This window comes from Trinickia dinghuensis, from assembly GCF_003367175.1.
Classification (GTDB): domain Bacteria; phylum Pseudomonadota; class Gammaproteobacteria; order Burkholderiales; family Burkholderiaceae; genus Trinickia; species Trinickia dinghuensis.
This window is the reverse complement of the sequence record NZ_QRGA01000009.1, coordinates 286,499-305,709: the sequence shown is the minus strand read 5'-3', so window position 1 is coordinate 305,709 and position 19,211 is coordinate 286,499. Positions and strand designations below refer to the sequence as shown.

Genomic DNA, 19,211 nt, shown 5'->3' with positions numbered 1-19,211 from the left:
AGGTGGAGGCGGGCCCGGTTGGAGGACTGTACGTCCTCGTTCATCCGGGCTTCGTCGGAGCGATCTCGCCGGCTTAGGATCGCGGATGCACCGAGTGGTACTGGAGGAGGCAACTTACGATGAAACATCCCGCGTATAGGCTCGTCGCGAGCCGCCTCGGCCTCGCGCTGCTGACCTTGCTGATCGTCTCGGCGATCGTGTTCGCCATGACGGGCCTGCTGCCCGGCGATGCCGCGCAGCAGGCGCTCGGCCAGGCGGCGACGCCCGAGGCCGTGGCGGCGCTGAGGCATCAGTTCGGCCTCGATCAGCCTGCCATACAGCGCTATTTCGAGTGGCTCTTTCATATCGTCAGGGGCGATTTCGGCATGTCGATGTCGAACAGCTTGCCCGTCAGCGATCTGATCAAGACGCGCTTGCCCAATTCGCTGATGCTCGCCGGGCTCACGACGATCGTCGCGGTGCCCGTTGCGCTGGCGATCGGGATCCTGTCGGCGATGTATCGCGGCTCCTGGCTCGATCGCGTGCTCAACATCCTTACGCTGTCGACGGTCGCGGTGCCGGAGTTTCTCGTCGCGACCGTCGCCGTGCTGATCTTTGCCGTGAAGCTGCATCTGCTGCCGGCGTTGTCGTATCTGTCGTCGGTTTCTTCGTTCAGCGATCTGCTGCGGATCTATGCGATGCCCGTCATGACGCTTTGCTGCGTGCTGATCGCGCAGATGGCCCGCATGACACGAGCAGCCGTGCTCGATCAATTGAGCTCGGGCTACGTCGAAATGGCCTGTCTGAAAGGCGCGTCGCAAGTGCGCGTCGTCCTTCGCCACGTCTTGCCCAACGCGATCGGCCCGATCGCCAATGCCGTGGCATTGAGCTTGTCCTACCTGTTCGGCGGCGTGGTCATCGTCGAATCGATCTTCAACTATCCGGGACTCGCGAGCCTCATGGTGGATGCGGTGACCAACCGCGACATGCCGCTCGTGCAAGGCTGCGTGATGGTGTTCTGCGCAGCGTATCTCGCGCTCGTATTGATGGCCGACTTATGTCAGATCGTATCCAATCCGAGGCTCCGTCAACGATGAACCGCTCCGCCAACACCTCCATCGCGCATCCGGGCACCCAGATCTACGACGACGGCACCTCGAGCACGCCGGAGACGGCGGGCCGTGCACGCCGTCAACGACGGATTCGCCTGTCCGGGCTCGGCAAGATCGGCTTCGCCGTCGTTTGCTTCTGGCTCTTCATCGCCATGTTCGGGCCGATGCTCGCGCCTTACAAGGAAGGCGCGCTGACCTCGCCGTTCACGCTGGCGAGCTACAGCATGGCGCACCCGTTCGGCACGGACTACCTGGGCCGCGACATGTTGAGCCGCATTCTCTACGGCACGCGCTATACGGTGGGCTTGGCGCTCTCGGCCGCGGTGCTGGCGAGCGGTATCGGCACCTGCTTCGGCCTGCTGGCCGCGATTTCCTCGCGCTGGGTCGATGAAGTCTTGAGCCGCTTCTTCGACGCGTTGATTTCGATTCCGAGCAAGGTGCTTGCGCTCGTGGCGATCGCGGCGTTCGGGTCGTCCATTCCGGTGCTGACGCTGGTAGCCGCCGTGGCCTACATTCCCGGCGCGTTCCGCATCTCGCGTTCGCTGGCGGTCAATCTCATGACGCTCGAATACGTGCAGGTCGCGCGGGCGCGCGGCGAACGCTTGTTCTATATCGCGCGCGTCGAGTTGCTGCCGAACATGATCCATCCGGTATTGGCCGATTTTGGGCTGCGTTTCGTCTTCATCGTCCTTTTGTTGAGCGGCCTGAGTTTCCTGGGCCTCGGGGTGCCGCCGCCGAATGCCGATTGGGGCTCGCTCGTGCGCGAGAACATCGGCGGCTTGTCGCAAGGGGCGCCAGCCGTGTTGATGCCGTCGATCGCTATCGCGACGCTGACGGTCGGTATGAATCTGCTGATCGACAGCTTGCGCCGTCATGGCGGGTTCACGCAGGGAGATCACTGATGAGCGACGTCATGATTGAGGTGAAGGGGCTGCGCGTCGTGGCCGGCGGTGCGGACGGGGCGGCCGTGGAGATCGTGAAGGGCGTCGACTTCACCGTGAGGAAGGGGGAGGTGCTGGCATTGATCGGCGAGTCGGGGTCGGGGAAGACGACGATCGCTTTGACCTTGCTGGGATATACGCGTCAGGGATGCGCGTTTGCCGGGGGGAGCGTGCGGGTGGCCGGCACCGACATACTGGCGCTCGATGAAAAGGCCCGCCGCGCGCTGCGCTCGCGCACGGTGGCCTACGTCGCGCAGAGTGCGGCGGCCGGGTTCAATCCGGCCCGCACGCTGATGGATCAGGTCACCGAGCCCGCGTTGCTGCATCATCTGATGCCGCGCGAAGCCGCGCGCGCCAAGGCCGTCGAGCTCTTCCGCGCGTTGGCGCTGCCGTCGCCCGAGACCATCGGCGAGCGGTATCCGCACCAAGTATCGGGTGGGCAATTGCAGCGCTTGATGGCAGCCATGGCGCTCATCACCGATCCCGCCGTGATCGTCTTCGACGAGCCGACGACGGCGCTCGACGTCACGACGCAAATCGAAGTGCTGGCCGCATTCAAGCGCGTGATCAAGGAGGTCGGAACGACGGCCGTGTACGTGTCGCACGATTTGGCGGTCGTGGCTCAAATGGCCGACCGCATCGTCGTCCTCAACGGCGGCGAAGTGCAGGAGAGCGGCGACGTCGATCAGGTGCTCGATGCGCCCGCGCACGCTTATACGCGCGCCTTGCTGGCCGCGTCGGCGCGGCGCGAGGGGCAATCGGGGGAGATGGGGCAAGCTCGTGCGAGTGCGGCTGACCCCCCCCTCCTGCAAATCCGTGGTCTATCGGCCGGTTACGGACGCATCGATCGCGACGGCAATCCCGCCGTGCGTGTGCTCGACGACGTGAACTTGTCGATCGCGCGCGGGGGCGCGCTCGGTGTGATCGGCGAGTCGGGCTCGGGCAAAACGACGCTCGCTCGTGTGGTTGCCGGGCTCGTCGAACGCGCGGGCGGCGACGTCTTGTTCGAGGGGCAGCCGCTGTCGTCGCAATTGTCCGGCCGTACGCCCGACCAGTACCGCAGGATTCAACTCGTCTTCCAGAACGCCGATACCGCGCTCAATCCGAGCCATACGGTCGAAGAGATTCTCGGCCGGCCCCTCGCCTTCTACAAGGGCCTACGTGGCGCCGCGGCGAAACGCCGTACCGCCGAGCTGCTCGACCTCGTGAAACTGCCGGCATCGACGGCGACGCGCCGGCCGGGCGGTTTATCGGGCGGCCAGAAGCAGCGCGTCAACTTTGCGCGGGCATTGGCCGCGGAGCCCTCGCTGATTCTTTGCGACGAGGTGACGTCGGCGCTCGACACGGTCGTCGGTGCCGCGATCCTCGAATTGCTGCGCGATCTGCGTAGCGAATTGGGCGTGTCGTACATGTTCATCAGCCATGACATCTCCACGGTCCGGGCGGTCTGCGACGACGTCATCGTGCTCTATGCCGGCCGGCGCGTGGAAGCAGGGCTGCCGCGGCTATTGGACCAGCCGCCTCATCATCCCTATACGGGATTGCTCGTCGATTCGGTGCCGGCGCTCAAGCGCGGCTGGCTCGATGCCCGCCGGAACGTCGGGACCTGTGCGCTGCCGCCTCTGTCGGCTGGCAAGGGCGGCGAGGAACTCTGCAGTTTCCGCACGCGTTGTCCGGCGCGGATCGAGGGCAAGTGCAATGCCATGCCGCCGCCGCTGCGAACGCTCCCGTCGGGTGCGCAGATTCTCTGTCATCGGTCGGCCGATGAGTTGAAAGCGCTGCAACCGCTGCGAGGCGCCGCATGACTGGACGATTCGTGCGCGTGGCGGAACGCGGACGCAGCACGTTCAAGATCATGATCGACGGTATTGCATGCGAGGCTGCGGAAGGCGATACGGTGCTCGTGGCACTGCTGAGCACGGTGCGCACCGTGCGCGATTCCGAGTTCGGCGACGGCCGGCGCGCCGGCTTTTGCCTGATGGGCGCGTGTCAGGACTGCTGGGTGTGGTGCGAGGACGGCACGCGGCTGCGCGCATGCACGACGCCGGCCACGCCGGGCATGGCGATCGTGACGCGCCTGAACCTCAGTGAAGCCGCGGAGGGTGTATGGCCGCGCGCGTGATCGTGATCGGCGCGGGGCCGGCCGGCGTTCGTGCGGCGCAAGCGCTCGTCGAAGCCGGGCACCGGCCCGTCGTGATCGATGAAGGGCGGCGCGACGGCGGTCAAATTTATCGTCGCCAGCCGGAGGGGTTCAAACGTACTTATGGTGCGCTTTACGGCACCGAAGCGGCACGTGCCGAGGCATTGCATCGAACGTTCGACGAGTTGAAGCCTCGGATCGACTACCTGCCGGAGACGCTTGTTTGGAACATCTCGCCGGGCGAATTGCATGTCGTCACGGGCGAGCGGTACCGTTCGCTCGAATTCGACGCGCTCATCATTTGCAGCGGCGCGACGGATCGTCTGATGCCGGTCAAGGGGTGGCACTATGCCGGCACCTACAGTCTCGGCGGCACGCAGGTCGCCTTGAAATCGCAGGGATGTGCAATCGGCGAACGGCCTGTGTTGCTCGGTAGCGGTCCGTTGCTCTATTTGCTCGCCGCGCAATACGTGAAGGCGGGGGCGAATCTCGTCGCCGTGCTCGATACGTCCACGCCGCGGCAGCGGTTCAATGCGCTGCCGGCGATGGCCGCGATTCCCGCGACGTTGCTTAAAGGACTGAAGCTCCTATACGCGCTGAAGCGTGCCCGCGTGCCCGTTCATCACGGTGTGCGTCCGCTCGAGATACTCGGCACGCCGGGCGATGGGGTGCGGGGTGTCGTCGCCCTGCTAGCCGAGGGAAAGAAACTCGAATTGGCTTGCGATGCGGTTGCGCTCGGTTACCACCTGCGTCCAGAGACGCAATTGGCGGATCTGGCGGGCTGCGCCTTCGAGTTCGATGAAGCCGGCAGGCAGTGGCTACCGTCGGTGGACGAGGATGGGCGCAGCAGCGTCAAAGGCGTCTACCTTGCCGGCGACGGTGCGCGCGTACGCGGTGCCGATGCCGCGGAGTGCGCGGGCCGCCTCGCCGCACTCGCTGCGTTGCGGGATATGGGGGCGGACGTGCAGGGCGTCGACGAACTGCGTCGCTCGCTTGCGCGATACACGCGTTTCGCGGACGGCTTAAGGCGAGCATTCCCTTGGCCGGCGCAGGAAGCCGCGCGCTTGTCCGACGATACGATCGTGTGCCGCTGCGAATCGGTCACGGCGGGGGCATTGCGTGAAGTCGTGCGTGCAAAGGGAGCCTGCGAGGCGAATCGGGCGAAAGCGTTCTCTCGCGTGGGAATGGGCCGGTGCCAAGGCCGCTACTGCGGGCATGCCGGCGCCGAGGTGATCGCGGCGGCTGCCGGCGTGCCGCTTGCAGAAGTGGGCCGGCTGCGTACCCAGGCGCCGGTCAAACCGCTGACGATGGCGATCGTCGAGGACGCCGAAACATGAAGCCGGTGGAATCGGACGTTCTCATCATCGGCGGCGGGATCGTCGGCACGACGACGGCCTTTTTCCTGCGCCGCCGCGGCGTGTCGGTGCGCTTGCTCGAACGCGGGTTGACGGGGCAGCAGGCGAGCGGCGTCAACTTCGGCGGCATCCGCCGCCAAGGGCGCGCGCTCGAACAGTTGCCGCTCTCGAATCGCGCGCTTGAAACATGGCGCCATGCGGCCGAATGGCTCGGCGAGGACATCGAGTTCCTGCCCAGCGGTCACACGCGTGTCTGCTATCACGAGCAAGACGTCGACAATTTCCTCCGCTATGCGCGCGATGCGCGCGCGTGCGGACTCGACCTCGACGTGCTGCAGGGGCGAGCGATGGTCGAGCGGTTTCCGTTTCTCGGCCGCGAGGTGCTGGCGGCGTCTGTGTCGCCGCTGGACGGTCACGCGAATCCGCGGCTCGCGGCACCCGCGTTCGGGCGAGCCGCCGCACGCCTCGGTGCCGACGTGCGCGAAAACGTCGAAGTCGTTCGCGTCGAACATGAGGGCGCCGGCTTTCGTGTCGAAGACAACAACGGTGTCGTTTATCGCAGCGCCCAGCTCGTGATTTGCACGGGCGCTTGGGCCAACCGGTTGAGCACGCAATTCGGCGAGCCTGTGCCGCTCGAAACGCGCGGGCCGCAAATGGCCGTGACCGAGCCGGTGCCGTACGTGTTTGGATCGTCGATGGGCGTATTCACGTCGATCAAGCAAGAGAGTGTCTATTTCCGGCAGGTCAAGCGAGGCAATCTGATCCTGGGCGGCGGGCCGTCCGGACCTTCGAGCATCGAGACGTGCCGGGCAAGTGTGCTGCCGATCAACACCGTGCGGCAAATGGCGCAATTTCGCCGGCTTGTGCCGAGTCTTGCGCCCCTGCATGTGATTCGAACGTGGAGCGGCGTGGAGGGATACCTGCCGGATGCGGAGCCGGTGATCGGGCCGAGCGGCAAAGTGTCCGGCCTGTTCTACGGCTTTGGTTTCAGCGGCGCGGGTTTTCAGATCGGGCCCGGAGTGGGCGAGACGTTGGCCGAATTGGTGGCAACGGGTAGCACGGCCATCGCGCTCGGCAAGTTTTCGATCGGCCGCTTCGGCGAGCGGACGAACGCGGCGAAGGAAGAAGCGGGTGTCAAATGAGGCGAACGGAAGGGCTGGATCAGGCACGGGCGTTTATCGAGGCCCACTTCAACGAACCGTTGACGCTCGAGCAAATGGCCGCGCCGGCGGCGCTGAGCATCTCGCGATTCGCGACGGCGTTTCGCGAGCGCTTCGGTTCGTCGCCTTATCGATACCTGTGCGGCCTGCGAATCAAACGCGCGCAATTGCTGCTGCTCGCCGGGGTGCCCGGCATTGCGGTGGCTACCGAGGTCGGTTTTTTCGACCAAAGCCATTTTGGCCGGCACTTCAAGCGGATCTGCGGCATGACGCCGACCACGTTCGTTGCACGCGCATTGGCCAAGCGCGGTGTGGGAATCAACTTGGGACAGCGTAGCGTCGAGGACGTCAACGTCATGCTGGCGGGTACCGTTACCGCTTCGCTCCCCGACAAGCGCATATCGGCGAAGCATGGTTAAATCCGATCGCGATGACCGTTCGACCGTTCCAGGAGCGACACCTTGAGTACCGAAGCCTATCCGATCGAAATCGAGTTTCCGAACATCAGCGAGCATACCAGCGGCAACACCGGGATCGACTACGTCCATACGTTCGATTCGGGCGTACCCGGCCCGCACGTGATGATCAACGCGCTGACGCACGGCAACGAGGTGTGCGGTGCGATCGTCGTGGATGCGCTGCTGCGGTTTGGGCTGCGGCCGCGCCGTGGAAGATTGACGCTGTCGTTCGCCAACGTGCAGGCGTATGCGCGCTTCGATCCGCAACAGCCCGACAAATCGCGCTTTGTCGATGGCGATTTCAATCGCGTTTGGACGACGGCCGTGCTCGACGATACGTCGCGCCGCACGGTGGAACTCGATCGCGCTCGCGCGATGCGGCCGGTGGTCGATACCGTCGATCTGCTGCTCGATCTGCATTCGATGCACGAGAAGAGCAAGCCGCTGATCGTGGCCGGGCCGCTCGACAAGGGCATCGAACTTGCCGTGAAGCTAGGCACGCCGGCGACGGTGATCTGCGACGAAGGCCACCCCGAGGGCCGCCGGATGCGTGACTACGAAGGGTTCGGAGATCCGGGTAGCGCGAAGAACGCGCTGCTGATCGAATGTGGCCAGCATTGGGAACAGCGCGCCGTGAGCGTTGCCCGAGATTGCACGGCGCGGTTTCTGCTGGTGTCGGGCGTGGTGGACGAAGCCGATCTACCGCCCGGATGGATCGAGCCGTTGCCGCCGCGGATGACGGTGGTGCGTGTGACCCAGCCCGTCGTGGCGAAGAGTATGGATTTCCGCTTTGCCGGCGACTACCGTGGTCTTGAAACGTTCGAGAAGGCGGGCACGCTGATCGGCTGGTCCGATGGCGAGCCGGTCGTGACACCTTACGACGACTGCATGCTCGTGATGCCGTCGTTGCGGCAGCTGCGGCCCGGTGTCACCGTCGTGCGGCTGGGGCGGATCGAGAAGCGGGTCGATCGCGGCTAGGCCGCGTGACTGCAATCAGCTTTCCGACCGTGTCAATCGCATCGAAACGGAGAACCGATCCGCGGGATGCACGCTGACCGATATCTCGAACGCGGTACCCGCCGCGTCGACGTATCGGCGCACGATTTCGAGTGCGGCGCTCTCAGGCTTCGCTTGCAGCCGCTCCGCCATCTCGCGCGAAAGATTCACGGCCTGGACGTTTTGCTGTATCTCCGAGACGCATCGTCCATAGCGCGCCTCGATCAATGCGCTGATCAGCGTCCCCGGCTCTTGACGCGCAACCTCCGCGACTTCGCCATAAGCCGGGTCGATATAGACGTCGGTCCAGCCGATCGGCACGCTCGTGGCGTCGCCATCCACCCGCAAGCTCGACACGCGCAGCCAGCGCGTGCCTTCCTCGCAACGCAATAGCTTCGCCAGCTTGCCCGCGGCTTCGATCTCCTCGATCGACTGCACCACGCGCAGATGCTCGGAGCCGAACTGCACGATGTCGTCGACCGACGCCAGCGACGGCCGAAACTCGTTTTTCGGCTGAGCCGACTCGACGCGCGTTCCCGCGTTCTTCTTCCTCGACACGAATCCCAACTGCTGGAGTTCATGGAGTGCCGCACGGATCGTGTGCCGGCTCGTGTTGTACCGATCGCGCAATTCGAGTTCGGTCGGCAGGTATGACCCCACCGGAAAGCGGCCGGAAGCGATGCCCTCGGTGAGGTCGCGGGCGATGTCGGCGAAGTGCGGTCTGTTCATGGGTTTGCAAAAACGCTCGTTGCGGGCGGTCTAGGGGTTAATCATAGCTTGCTCTATATGTTCGAACATATTAACTTGAATATGTCCGGACATATAGAGCGCCGCTCATACGAAGATGTCCCCGTTTTCGCCCACCTTTTTGCTGCTCCAGAGGTTGTATGACGTATCGAACTTTCTCCACTTCCAGCACCGTCTTCGATTCCATCCTGTTTCGCGATGCGTTCGGCACGGACAAAATGCGTGCGATGTTTTCGGACTACGCGCTCGTGCAGCTGTATATCGACGTTGAAGTCGCGCTCGCGAAAGCGCAGGCACACGTCGGCGTGATCCCGCGCGAAGCGGCCAACGTGATCGAAAGCGAAGCAAGCATCGAACACATCGACTTCGACCATATGCGCGAAGAAACCGACATCGTCGGCTATCCGATCCTGCCGCTCGTGCACCAGCTCGTCGACATGTGCGGGGAGGCCGGCCGCTATGTGCATTGGGGCGCGACGACGCAGGACATCATGGATACCGCGGTGTCGTTGCAGGTTCGCGATGCGCTCGATTCGATCGACGAGGACATTCGCGAACTGCGCGGCATTCTCGCCGGGCTAGCAAAGAAGCATCGCGATACGCCGATGGCGGGCCGCACACATTTGCAGCAGGCGTTGCCGATCACGTTCGGATACAAGGCGGCGATTTGGCTCGCGATGTTCGACCGGCATCAACAGCGGCTCGGCGAACTGCGTTCGCGCGTCGCCGTCGTGGGATTCGCGGGAGCGGCAGGGACGTTGGCTTCGTTGGGCGATAAGGGCTTTGAGGTGCAGCACGCGCTGGCTGTTGAACTGCGCCTCGGCGTACCGGCCACCACGTGGCACGTCGCCCGCGACGGTTTTGCCGAAGCGGTGAACTTCCTGGCGTTGGTGACGGGATCGCTGGGCAAGATCGCGCTCGACATCATGATCATGGCCTCGACCGAGTTCGCCGAAGTGTACGAACCGTTCGTCAAAGGCCGCGGCGCGAGCAGCACCATGCCGCAAAAGCGGAATCCGATCTCGAGCGAACTCATGCTTGCCGCCGCGAAGGCGGTGCGTCAGCACGCGGGTTTGATGGTCGACGCGATGATCCAGGATTTCGAGCGGGCGACCGGGCCATGGCACGCCGAATGGATCGCGATCCCCGAAAGCTTCATCTTGACTTCGGGCGCACTCAATCAAGCCAAGTTCATGTTGAGCGGATTGATCGTCGATACCGAGCGGATGAAGCACAACCTCGGCATCAGCAAGGGGCTCATCGTCGCCGAGGCCGCGATGATGCAGCTCGCGCCGCATATCGGGAGGCAGCAGGCGCACGACGTTGTGTACGACGCATGCCGCGCCGTGGATGACGGCGGCGGCACGCTGGCCGATGCCTTGGCGGCGCTTCCCACCGTGACGCGGCATTTCGATCGCGAGGCGATCGACCGCATGACGGATCCCGCGAATTACCTGGGTCTTGCGCCACGCATGGTCGATCGAGCGCTCGAATTGTCCAGCGAGATTTCATCCTATGCCTTAGAGGAGTGCCAATCGTGAATCACCAACCGACGTCGAGCAATATGTCTGCCGCCGCGTCCCCGATGAAGCGGCCCTGGTATACGCGGCTTGGCATGCAGGTGCTGGTTTCGCTCGTTCTCGGGATCGTGGCCGGACTGGTCGCGCCGAAAGTCGGCGCGCAGCTGAAGGTTCTTGGCGATATCTTTCTTGCGCTGATCGAGGCGGGCGTCGCGCCGCTCGTTTTTTTGACGATCGTGCATGGCATTGCTTCGGCCGGTGATGTGAGGAGCGCGGGCCGAGTCGGCTGGCGGTCGATCGTGTACTTCGAGATCGTGTCGACGATTGCGCTCGCCGTCGGCCTATTGGCCGGCAATCTGCTTCCCAACGGCGAGGGTATGAGCAAGGCGGCGGTCGGTGCGATACCCGCCGCGGCGGCGAAAGCTTCGCCGCAGACTCTGCACGACTTCGTCATGCACCTCGTTCCGAACAACTTCATCGGGGCATTTGCGAAGGGACAACTGCTCCAGGTCGTCGTGCTGGCCTGCATGGTTGGGATCGGGATCTTGGCGATACCCGAGCATCGGCGCGTCCGCATCAACGAAGGGCTCGATCAGATTTCGGAAGTCCTTTTTTCCTTCATCAATCTGGTCATGAAGCTGGCGCCGCTGGGCACGTTCGGCGCGATCGCGTTCGCGGTGGGCAGCAACGGCACGGCGGTTTTGATCGCGCTTGCACAACTCGTCTTGAGCTTTTATGCCGTGATCGTCTTGTTCATCGCGGTGGTGATGGGCCTTGTTGCTCGATTCGCTGGCTTCAGCATGTGGCGCTTCCTGCGCTATATCAAGGATGAAGTATTGATCGTGGTTGGTACGGCATCGTCCGAGAGTGCTTTGCCGCGGCTGCTCATCAAGCTCGAGCGTCTTGGCTGCGCGAAGCAGACGGTGGGGCTTACGCTGCCGACGGGATACGCGTTCAATCTCGACGGGACGTCGATCTTCATGGCGATGGGCGTGATGTTTATCGCGCATGCGTATAACGTGCCTATTACGCTGCATCAGCAGATAGGGATCTTGCTGTTGATGCTGTTGACGTCGAAGGGGGCGGCGACAGTGTCGGGTGGTTCGTTTGTGGTGTTTGCGGCAACGGTCACGTCGACCGGCATATTGCCTGTCGAAGGACTGCCTATCATCTTCGGCGTCTATCGTTTTATGTCGATGGCGATTGCGACGTGCAATACGATCGGCAATGCGCTGGCGACCGTGGTCGTCGCGAAGTGGTCGGGGACGCTCGATACCGCCGCTGCGCGCCGGCACCTCTATGCGGAGCGGTTCCCGGAGACTGCGGCCGAGGATGCGGAACTGGACGACGGCCACTTGCTTCCCGAACGGCGGTGAGGCTAGCTAGCTGAAGCGCGTGCTTGTGTAGCGAAGATGTATGCGATTCGTTCGCCAAGCTATTATTGCCGCTTTCGCCCGAGATCCCTCGCGTACTGGTCAGCGTCAAACGACTTACGGTTGAAGCCTCTCAACTCGCTGAATTTACGACGACGTATAGGCCGGCCATCGTCTGCTTCAGCCTGTACGCCTTGCGCAGCAAGGATTCGGTCGATCCGGTCGCTCTCCGCGGCTTCCGCGAGTTCTTCGGGCGAATAGGCCGGCGGGGTATGGTCGGCCCGTATACCCAAACGGTTCGAAACATCTTGTACGAATGTAGCAAAGCTCATATCGCTCACCTGTTGCGCTCATTTCTTCTGACAATGTACCGCGCTGTTTGTTCATCGGCAACGAAATACCGCCCGTCGTTCCGGCTCCTCACTTGCGGTATGGGCACCCCGCAACACAATGGCGACAGACCTACCCCGCGATAGTAGTCGAGCAGACCCTGTCCGCCCGACCGGGCCGCGTGCAAATAGATGCGTCCCTCGAATCCAGCCGTGATACTCGCCTGTATTGCCGCGTCAATTAGCACCTCGCCGGCGCGTGGTATGAGTTCGACACCTCGGCTCCGCATGTACGCATCCGGCGCGCTTCCGAGATACCAGACGTACACACACTGTTTGTATTTATCGGGCGGGAACGCTGCTCCTTCTACGAGCAGCACGAGTCCTGCCAGAACCGCCTCTTCATCATGTCCGGAAGTCTGTGCGCTCAAGGCATAGCAGGTCTTCGCCTTGGGACCAAATGCGAGCCGTTTCAGCAACGGTAGGTATCTAATGGACCGGCGCCAGCGGAACGACGTTCGCCCCGGATGATGATGCAATTCGACAGGACGTATTTCTCGATCCCAGATTGCCCCGTCGTCGACGCCGGCTAGTTCGACCGAGACCGGGATTTTGTTTTTGACGGGAGCGTTGCGTATTGTTCTCATTTTGGTTACTCGTACTGCTTAGCCGGCAACTCCGTTGTACCTAGGTCACCATCGCGCAGCATCGAGACGACATCACGGAAACCTCGGTTGGTCCGCTGAATGTCGATCATCGGTAGGCCGTCGTTGGCAGGGTCAAGATTGACGAAAAACTCCGTTTCGGCTTGTTCGTCAGGACGCGCGTATCCGGTGTTGCCACCAGTGGTCGAACTACCGCTGGATGCATCATGTCTGCGATGCAAGTTGTGGACGTCAGCACCCGCCCGAGAGGGTTTCGTCGAAAGTATGACCGGCATGGTGCGTCGTCCAATCCTTGTTGCAGTGCGGGCTGCAATGTTAGGCCATCGCCGCCTCGGAGGATCGAACGTGCCGCAATCCCGCTACAGGCAAAGGCTGAGTGCGGAGGTAATTTTCGGGACGAGAGCGGGGCACGTTATCGCGAGATGATCCGTGCTGCTCGAAACCCCGGTGTTGAGGTGTCGCTTAAGGACCGAGTGGTATCTGGATTCTGCTGCGGAAGACCTTGAGCGCGACGACGGCCACTTGCTTCCCGAACGGCGGTGAGGCTGCTACGATCTTGCGTCGTACGCGCTGACACAAAGCGTATGCAGCTTCCAAGCCGCCAATGGAGCCGTTTGCCGTGAACATCGAAACACCGGAATCCCGTCGCGTCGATCTTGCGCAGTTGATCGAGCATCTGCTCGATATGCCGGGCGACACCCGCAAGCTAGTCGGCATCGCGGGCGCCCCGGGCGCCGGGAAAAGCACGTTCGTCGAGACGCTGCGCGACAGCCTCAATCGTCATCGTCCGGGCTTCGCTCACATCCTGGCGATGGATGGCTATCACTTCGACGATCGCGTGCTGGAAGCGCGCGGCGATCGGGCGCGAAAGGGCGCACCGCATACCTTCGATGTCGGTGGGCTAGAAGCGATGTTGGAAAGGTTGAGCGAGGACAACGGCAAGGACATCGCCGTCCCAGTGTTCGACCGATCGATCGAAATCGCCCGCGCCGGAGCGGAGATCATCCCGGCATCAGCAAGACTCGTTCTGGTCGAAGGTAACTATCTGCTGCTCGACGATCCCGCCTGGGCTCCGCTGCGGCAACACTTCAACGTGACCGTCATGCTCGAGGTCCCGAGGGAGGTGTTGATCGATCGCCTCGCTGCGCGATGGCACGGATACGGAATGGACGAGGCGGCAGTTCGCGAGAAACTGGACGGAAACGACCTGCCCAATGCGGACCTCGTTCTTTCTCATAGTGTCGCCGCACAGCTCGTTGTTGCCAACTTCTAACGGCAAGACGTTCCGCGCATAGCCCGCTATTTCGGCGTAACCACGTTCACCGGCTGACCGTCGACGAATGCCGAAATGTTGTCGACCAACTGATCGGTTAGACATTGAATCGCTTCGTCGCTGGCCCATGCTACGTGAGGCGTCAGAATGAACGCCGGATGACCAAGCACCTCATTGAACGGATGCTCCGCCGGCAACGGTTCCTGGGTCACCACATCGAACCCGGCGCCCGCAATATCGCCGGCCTTCAACGCAGCCACGAGCGCGGTTTCATCGACAAGGCCACCGCGAGACGTATTGACGATCAGCGGCTTGCGCCCGGCTTCTTTGATGCGCGCGAACTCCGGTGCGGCGATAAGGTCGCGCGTCGCGGGCGTCAGTGGGCAGTGCAGCGTGATGACATCGGCCTGCACCAGCAAGTCGTCGAACGGCGTGTACAGCGTTCCCATATTCGCCCGGTCCTTATAGGCCGAGAAGAGCACCCGCATACCGAGCGCGCTGCCGATTTCCGCAACGGCGCGGCCCAGCACGCCATCGCCGATAATCCCGAGCGTCGCGCCCTTCAAATCCCGGATCGGATAATCGAAGAAGCAAAACTGACCCGATTCGAGCCAGCGTCCGGCTCGCACTGCGTCCCGGTAGGCGGCGAGGCTGCGCCGCAAAGCGAAGATCAGCGCGAACGTATGCTCCGGAACGGTCCGTACCGCGTAGTTCCGAATGTTGCTCACGACGATGCCGCGTGCCTGGCAAGCATGTAGGTCGATATGATCGCTGCCGGTCGCCGCAATGGCCACCATCTGCAAGTTCTCCGCGGCCGCGATATCGCTCGCTGAAAGGCGAACTTTATTGGTGATGACGATATCTGCCAGACGAATCCGCGATGACACCTCCTGCGCGGACGTGCGATCGAACCGTTGCAATTCGTGCGGGAACGGCAGTTCCTTCAATGTCGTTCGTGGCGAAATCGTAGCCCGGTCGAGAAAGACGACCCGCAACGGACGTGCAGTGCTTTGCATAATCGAAACCTCTTGCTGAATGACGGCGTACGGACGTTGGCGCACGGAAGGCCGAGCGGCAACGACTTGAGCCTTTGACCCAGTATTGTGCCAAATCCGTTTCGCAATGCGATTGCCGCTTGCGCAAGCATGCTTGCCGATTGGGAAAGCACCGGAAAACCTCGTGTCGCAAGCCGGGCGAGCGCGTGTAGACTGTGCCGGCGCAGCCTTGCCAGCATCGATCGGACTTCCCGCCATGGTCAACCCCTCACACTTCGATCTTCAATCGCTCAGAGTCTTTCTGCTGGTGGCCGAGCATGGCAGTCTCACGAAGGCGGCCGAGCATGGCCAGTTGACGCTGTCGGCGATCAGCAAGCGCATCGCCGAACTGGAGAGTGTGACGGACTGTACGCTGCTCGTTCGTCACCCGCGCGGCGTGGAATTGACGCCCGCCGGCCGTGGTCTGCTCGAGCACGCGACGCGAGTACTCGACCAAGTCAACAGGATGGCCAACGAAATCAGCGACTACGCCACCGGCGTGCGCGGCCACGTGAGGCTGTGGGCCAATACCTCATCGGTCATCCAGTTCCTGCCCGACGATCTGGCGCGCTTCCTAGGCGAGAATCCGACCATCAAGATCAGCTTGGAGGAACGACTGAGCGGGGAGATCGTCGATGCGGTGAAGTCGGGAAAGGCCGACCTAGGCGTATTCGCCGACAACACGCCCGCGCATGGCGTCGACTGTCGTCTCTACCGGCGAGACGAACTGATTCTCCTCGTGCCGCAATCGCATCCGCTGGCGAGCAAGGAAGAGATCGGCTTCGCGGAAACGCTCGATGAAGAATACGTCGGCCTCAACACGGGCAGTTCGTTGCTCGCGAGGATGAACGATGCTGCGTTTGCAGCCGGTCGGCCGCTCAAGCTTCGAATTCAGGTGGCGAGCTTCGATGGGGCGTGCCGCATGATCGAGTCCGGACTCGGCATCGGCATCGTGCCGCGCTCGACGGTTAGGCCGGGGCTGCTCGTCGATCGCCTACGCATGGTTCGTCTCGGCGATCCTTGGGCAATGCGAAGCCTCTTGATCGGAGCGTCTGCCGCGGGCGGCTTGTCGCCCGAGGTTGAGCGGCTGTTCGATTTTCTTTCCCGCGAAACGGGAGAGGACGCCTAGCGCGTTCCGCGGCGTTCTCCCGTAAATGCCTAACGCCGCGGGCCCGGATCGACAACCGACGACCGACGCCCGCGGCGCTTTTCTGCTAAACGCCGATCAAACCGGATTGATCTCGTCCTGACTCCGCCGCGTCGTCAGCGGACCGAACGCGCGCACGACGAGCGCAACGATCGACAGCACGAAGGAGATCACGCCGAACATGGCGGCGGGGCCGTAATGGGTCAGCACGGGCAGCAGAATGAAGGGCAACGCCCCGCTCATGATGCGAGACAGTGCGTACGTGCTGCCGATTGCCGTGGAGCGCACACGCGCTGGAAAGATCTCCGCTTGATAGACGTGATAGGCATTGCTGAAGACGTTCGAAGCGCAAGTCGTCAACACACCGAATGCCACGATGAAGATCGTGTTGTCGGAATAGGCAAACGCCAACCCGAATGCCGCGATCGAGAGAATGGACGTGACGACGAGCGTGCGGCGCTCGATCCAGTTGAGCAGCGGTATCGAAAGAAGCGATCCTACCGGGTAGCCGAGGAACGATAGCGCCATGAACAGCGTGCCGTCGGTGACGCTGAAGCCGTGGCTTTTGACGACGATGTTCGCCAAGGTACCGAAGCCGTAATAGCCGAATGCTTGAAAGAGGTGAAACACGGCCAGCATCAGATAGCGCTTTTTGTAGGGCATTTGACGCAGCACGGCGATGCGCTCGCCGAGACTCATCGGACGCGGCGTTCCCGACGCTTCCGGCGCGATCGAGAGCAATTTAACTCCGGCACTTTCGGCGAAGCGGCGCAGTTCGGCATGCGCTTCCTCGACACGGCCACGGGCGAGAAGCCAGCGCGGGCTCTCAGGCAGTTTGTGTTGAACGAGCACGACGAATATCGCACCGACGCTGCCGATCGCCAGAATGATGCGCCAACCGGCAATGTCGCCGAGATGCAATGGGTTGAGCCATACCGCAAGGAAGCCGACGAGCGGGACTGCGATATACGACGTCGTATAGGCCCATGCGGCAAGCCGGCCTCTGCGTTCCTTGGGCAGAATCTCCGACAGATAGCTGTCCGCGATCGGATAGATCGCGCCGACGCCGATACCCGTCAAGAAGCGGCAGACCACGAGCATCCCCGCATTGACCGAAAGCGCGCCGATCAACGAAAACGCGCTGTACCAAACGAGCGTGAAGACGAACGCCTTGCGTCGGCCGATGCGATCCGCGAGGCTGCCGAGGCAGAACGACCCGAAGAACATGCCGACGAACGCCGAGGCGAGCAGCAATTTGAAATCGGCGCTGTGTCCGTTGAGGCCGAACTCGTGTTGAAGTGCGGACCCGATCGACCCGACGAGGAAGATCTCGTACATATCGAAGAAGAGTCCGATGCCGATGACCCACACGACGAAACGGTGCAGCGCCCCGACCGGCATATCGTCCATCAAATTGCCTAGCGTGTTGCCGCGATCGGCCTGAGGCATTCGGCCTTGTGCCGTGCGATCGCCGGATAGGGGGAGTGAAATGCCCGCGGCGGAATCGCCGCGCAGATCGGGTTGGTTGATGCTCATGCTGTCTCCTTGAAAACTGCGGGCACGACCGTGCCGTCCGGCATCTAGGCGCCGGTACGGAAAGCAAGACGCTTCGTCGTTAATTCAAAAGCTCGGAAATCTCGATCAGATTCAGATCCGGGTCGCGCACATAGACCGAGCGGATCTTCTGTGTGGCACCCGTGCGCTCGACCGGGCCCTCGACGATGGGCCATTCCATGCGATGCAGATGCGCGACCACATCGGCGAGCGGAACGGAGGCGATGAAACACAGATCGAGCGCGCCGGGAACAGGGACATGCGCCTTGGGCTCGAATTCCGAGCCGCGCACGTGCAGATTGATCTTTTGATTGCCGAAGCGGAACGCAAGGCGGCCGGCACCGAACGTTTCCAGCTCCATCTGCAGTACCAGGGTATAGAAGTGCTTCGTCGCTTCCGGATCCACGCAGGTGAGGACGAGATGATCGAGATGGTCGATCAACGGCATTTCGTACTCCTTATGTTTGTCGATATCGCTGCCCTGATGGAACGCGCTCGGCTCAGATGGCGGGCATCGGATGAAGCGCGAGACGCTGTCCCGCTTTCAGAATCTGACTCGGAACGTCGTGGCCGATCAGGTCGGGAAGCAATTTCGCTGCTTCGATGACCCCGGAGAGATCGACCCCGGTGTCGTATCCGTCGAGTTCGAGCATGTGAACGAGTTCTTCCGTGCAGACGTTTCCGGTCGCACCGGGCGCATAAGGACATCCGCCTAATCCGCCGAGCGACGAATCGAAACGGACGATGCCCGCGTCGAGCGCGGCCAGGGTATTGGCGAGCGCCATGCCGCGCGTATTGTGAAAGTGCAGAGTGAGTTCGAGCCGCGGAAACGCCTCGGCCGCCCGGCGGCACAGATCGCCGACTTGCGACGGAAAGGCCATTCCGGTCGTATCGCAGAGCGTGATGCCATGGACGCCGATATCGGCGAAGCGCTGCATCCATCCGAGCACTTCGGTTGCGGGCACATCGCCTTCCATCGGACAGCCCATCGCGGTGGAGAGCGAAACGTTGATGGCGACGTTCGTCTCGCGAACGACGGAAACGACGTCGCTCAGTTGCGCGAACGACTGCTCGCGCGTCATGCGCAGGTTCGTCCGGTTGTGGCTTTCGCTGACCGACATCACGAGATTGACTTCGTCGACGCCGCAGGAAAGCGCGCGCTCCGCGCCGCGCACGTTCGGTACGAGCACGGTATAGACCACGCCGGGAACGCGTGCGATCTGAAACATCACGGCTTCCGCGTCACGCAGGGCGGGAATAGCCTTGGGCGACGTAAAAGACGTGACCTCGATCTTGGCGAATCCGCACCGGCTCAGCCGATTGACAAGCGCGACCTTCGCCTCCGTTTCGACGAATTGCGCCTCGTTCTGAAAGCCGTCGCGCGTAGCGACTTCATTGATGTAAAGCTTCGTTCGTGGTTTCAACATG

The 19,211-nt window shown here is 62.6% G+C and carries 20 protein-coding genes; 12 read left to right on the top strand and 8 right to left on the bottom strand.

Annotated features, from left to right (window positions below):
• The first annotated feature begins 119 nt into the window (after positions 1–119).
• From DWV00_RS17795 to DWV00_RS17760, 8 genes are read left to right on the top strand one after another with little or no spacing between them, the layout of a single operon-like run.
• Positions 120–1,076: an ABC transporter permease gene (locus tag DWV00_RS17795; protein ID WP_115534911.1), complete on the top strand. Its 957-nt coding sequence runs from the start codon at positions 120–122 to the stop codon at positions 1,074–1,076.
• Positions 1,073–1,993 (top strand): ABC transporter permease, encoded by a 921-nt coding sequence (locus DWV00_RS17790; protein ID WP_115534910.1) that lies wholly within the window; start codon positions 1,073–1,075, stop codon positions 1,991–1,993. The genes DWV00_RS17795 and DWV00_RS17790 overlap by 4 nt, the downstream gene beginning before the upstream one ends.
• Positions 1,993–3,837, top strand: a complete 1,845-nt coding sequence (locus DWV00_RS17785; protein WP_115534909.1) for an ABC transporter ATP-binding protein — start codon at positions 1,993–1,995, stop codon at positions 3,835–3,837. Before DWV00_RS17790 ends, DWV00_RS17785 begins: the two co-directional genes overlap by 1 nt.
• A complete protein-coding gene (locus DWV00_RS17780; protein ID WP_115534908.1) occupies positions 3,834–4,154 on the top strand; it encodes a (2Fe-2S)-binding protein in 321 nt (106 codons plus the stop codon). The genes DWV00_RS17785 and DWV00_RS17780 overlap by 4 nt, the downstream gene beginning before the upstream one ends.
• On the top strand, positions 4,139–5,509 hold the full coding sequence (locus DWV00_RS17775; protein ID WP_115534907.1) for an FAD/NAD(P)-dependent oxidoreductase: 1,371 nt from the start codon (positions 4,139–4,141) through the stop codon (positions 5,507–5,509). Before DWV00_RS17780 ends, DWV00_RS17775 begins: the two co-directional genes overlap by 16 nt.
• Positions 5,506–6,669, top strand: a complete 1,164-nt coding sequence (locus tag DWV00_RS17770; RefSeq protein ID WP_115534906.1) for an NAD(P)/FAD-dependent oxidoreductase — start codon at positions 5,506–5,508, stop codon at positions 6,667–6,669. Before DWV00_RS17775 ends, DWV00_RS17770 begins: the two co-directional genes overlap by 4 nt.
• Entirely contained in the window at positions 6,666–7,106 is a 441-nt protein-coding gene (locus tag DWV00_RS17765; RefSeq protein ID WP_115534905.1) for a helix-turn-helix domain-containing protein, read from the top strand. Before DWV00_RS17770 ends, DWV00_RS17765 begins: the two co-directional genes overlap by 4 nt.
• Before the next feature lie 42 nt (positions 7,107–7,148).
• Positions 7,149–8,123 (top strand): M14 family metallopeptidase, encoded by a 975-nt coding sequence (locus DWV00_RS17760; protein ID WP_115534904.1) that lies wholly within the window; start codon positions 7,149–7,151, stop codon positions 8,121–8,123.
• Between the two features lie 15 nt (positions 8,124–8,138).
• On the opposite strand, the gene DWV00_RS17755 is transcribed toward DWV00_RS17760, so the two are convergent.
• The gene (locus tag DWV00_RS17755) at positions 8,139–8,870 is read right to left on the bottom strand and encodes a GntR family transcriptional regulator (protein WP_115534903.1); all 732 of its coding nucleotides are present in this window, start codon (positions 8,868–8,870) and stop codon (positions 8,139–8,141) included.
• A gap of 158 nt (positions 8,871–9,028) precedes the next feature.
• Here DWV00_RS17755 and pcaB point away from each other — a divergent pair, with 158 nt between their 5' ends.
• Positions 9,029–10,429, top strand: coding sequence for a 3-carboxy-cis,cis-muconate cycloisomerase (pcaB, locus tag DWV00_RS17750; protein WP_115534902.1), 1,401 nt, complete (start codon positions 9,029–9,031; stop codon positions 10,427–10,429).
• Positions 10,430–10,452: 23 nt separating this feature from the next.
• Positions 10,453–11,784, top strand: coding sequence for a cation:dicarboxylate symporter family transporter (locus DWV00_RS17745; protein ID WP_115534901.1), 1,332 nt, complete (start codon positions 10,453–10,455; stop codon positions 11,782–11,784).
• Positions 11,785–11,846: 62 nt separating this feature from the next.
• Here DWV00_RS17745 and DWV00_RS17740 read toward each other — a convergent pair whose 3' ends face one another.
• The 3 genes from DWV00_RS17740 to DWV00_RS33700 are packed head-to-tail and all read right to left on the bottom strand — an operon-like array spanning position 11,847 to position 13,050.
• Entirely contained in the window at positions 11,847–12,122 is a 276-nt protein-coding gene (locus DWV00_RS17740) for a hypothetical protein (protein WP_147297919.1), read from the bottom strand.
• Positions 12,119–12,757: a hypothetical protein gene (locus tag DWV00_RS17735; protein WP_115534899.1), complete on the bottom strand. Its 639-nt coding sequence runs from the start codon at positions 12,755–12,757 to the stop codon at positions 12,119–12,121. The genes DWV00_RS17740 and DWV00_RS17735 overlap by 4 nt, the downstream gene beginning before the upstream one ends.
• A 5-nt stretch (positions 12,758–12,762) precedes the next feature.
• Complete coding sequence (locus tag DWV00_RS33700; protein WP_147297918.1) at positions 12,763–13,050, bottom strand: hypothetical protein; 288 nt, start codon at positions 13,048–13,050, stop codon at positions 12,763–12,765.
• 344 nt (positions 13,051–13,394) lie between these two features.
• Between DWV00_RS33700 and DWV00_RS17730 the strand changes: the two genes are divergently transcribed.
• On the top strand, positions 13,395–14,048 hold the full coding sequence (locus DWV00_RS17730) for a nucleoside/nucleotide kinase family protein (protein ID WP_245964918.1): 654 nt from the start codon (positions 13,395–13,397) through the stop codon (positions 14,046–14,048).
• A 26-nt stretch (positions 14,049–14,074) separates the two neighbouring features.
• On the opposite strand, the gene DWV00_RS17725 is transcribed toward DWV00_RS17730, so the two are convergent.
• Positions 14,075–15,064 (bottom strand): D-2-hydroxyacid dehydrogenase, encoded by a 990-nt coding sequence (locus DWV00_RS17725; RefSeq protein WP_115534897.1) that lies wholly within the window; start codon positions 15,062–15,064, stop codon positions 14,075–14,077.
• A gap of 235 nt (positions 15,065–15,299) precedes the next feature.
• On the opposite strand from DWV00_RS17725, the gene DWV00_RS17720 reads away from it, so the two are divergent.
• Positions 15,300–16,211, top strand: a complete 912-nt coding sequence (locus tag DWV00_RS17720) for a LysR family transcriptional regulator (protein WP_115534896.1) — start codon at positions 15,300–15,302, stop codon at positions 16,209–16,211.
• Between the two features lie 96 nt (positions 16,212–16,307).
• On the opposite strand, the gene DWV00_RS17715 is transcribed toward DWV00_RS17720, so the two are convergent.
• The 3 genes from DWV00_RS17715 to DWV00_RS17705 all read right to left on the bottom strand — a co-directional run bounded on the left by DWV00_RS17715 (position 16,308) and on the right by DWV00_RS17705 (position 19,210).
• A complete protein-coding gene (locus tag DWV00_RS17715; protein ID WP_425452799.1) occupies positions 16,308–17,678 on the bottom strand; it encodes an MFS transporter in 1,371 nt (456 codons plus the stop codon).
• Positions 17,679–17,844: 166 nt separating this feature from the next.
• Positions 17,845–18,231 (bottom strand): VOC family protein, encoded by a 387-nt coding sequence (locus DWV00_RS17710; protein WP_115534894.1) that lies wholly within the window; start codon positions 18,229–18,231, stop codon positions 17,845–17,847.
• 52 nt (positions 18,232–18,283) lie between these two features.
• On the bottom strand, positions 18,284–19,210 hold the full coding sequence (locus DWV00_RS17705) for a hydroxymethylglutaryl-CoA lyase (protein ID WP_115534893.1): 927 nt from the start codon (positions 19,208–19,210) through the stop codon (positions 18,284–18,286).
• Position 19,211 lies beyond the last annotated feature (1 nt).